Origin of the sequence: uncultured Dokdonia sp., from assembly GCF_947492815.1 — a bacterium.
GTDB lineage: Bacteria > Bacteroidota > Bacteroidia > Flavobacteriales > Flavobacteriaceae > Dokdonia.
In genome coordinates this window covers 1-666 of sequence record NZ_CANLOB010000084.1, presented here as the reverse complement: position 1 = coordinate 666, position 666 = coordinate 1, and the positions used below count along the sequence as shown (strand labels likewise).

Annotated in this window: 1 protein-coding gene; it reads left to right on the top strand. The window is 32.1% G+C overall.

The window, feature by feature from the left end; genetic code table 11:
* Positions 1 to 47: 47 nt before the first annotated feature.
* Entirely contained in the window at positions 48 to 578 is a 531-nt protein-coding gene (locus Q1A01_RS23615) for a DUF6584 family protein (protein WP_299686029.1), read from the top strand.
* Positions 579 to 666: the final 88 nt, after the last annotated feature.

Below are 666 nucleotides of genomic sequence, written 5' to 3'. Positions count from 1 at the left end.
CACTAATCTTATACGTAAACGTTGTGGTGCATTATTAGAGAAACATTGTGAGTTTAAAAGAAAAATTAAACAAAATAGATTCCGAAATTGAAAATGGATTGAAATTCAAAGCGACTGACAGATTGCGGAATTTAATTCAGGAAAATCCCAATGAAATTGAATTCTGGAATAAACTCGCTGAACTTTATTACGAAAGCGGATTTTTGGACTCTGCTGGAAAATATTGGATTCTGACTGAACCAACTGACGACCGAATAAAAAAATGTGTTGAGATATACGAAAAATCAGTAAATAATTCTGGGTATCAAATTTTGCAGGAACTTGTGTTTCGTGGAGACAAATCAGAACTATCTGATTATGCTCAAAAAAAGTTGACTGAATTGGAATCTGATAGTAAAGAAAAAGCTAATTACATTCCAAAGTTCAATCCGAAAACAAATAAACAAAAGAAGAATAATTCTGACCACAAACAAACCTTTAAGGAAAAATTAAGCGGATTTATTTTTTTCTCGATTTTAGCTTCAATTGGAATTTTGATAATTATTGGTTTTGTGACTGTAATACAATGGATATTTTGAGAATAAAAAACGACACCACAACAATGTATAACTGCAATTACGGCGGATTCGACTACGTCCGAATCCACTCGGAATTGCTAAAGTCTGT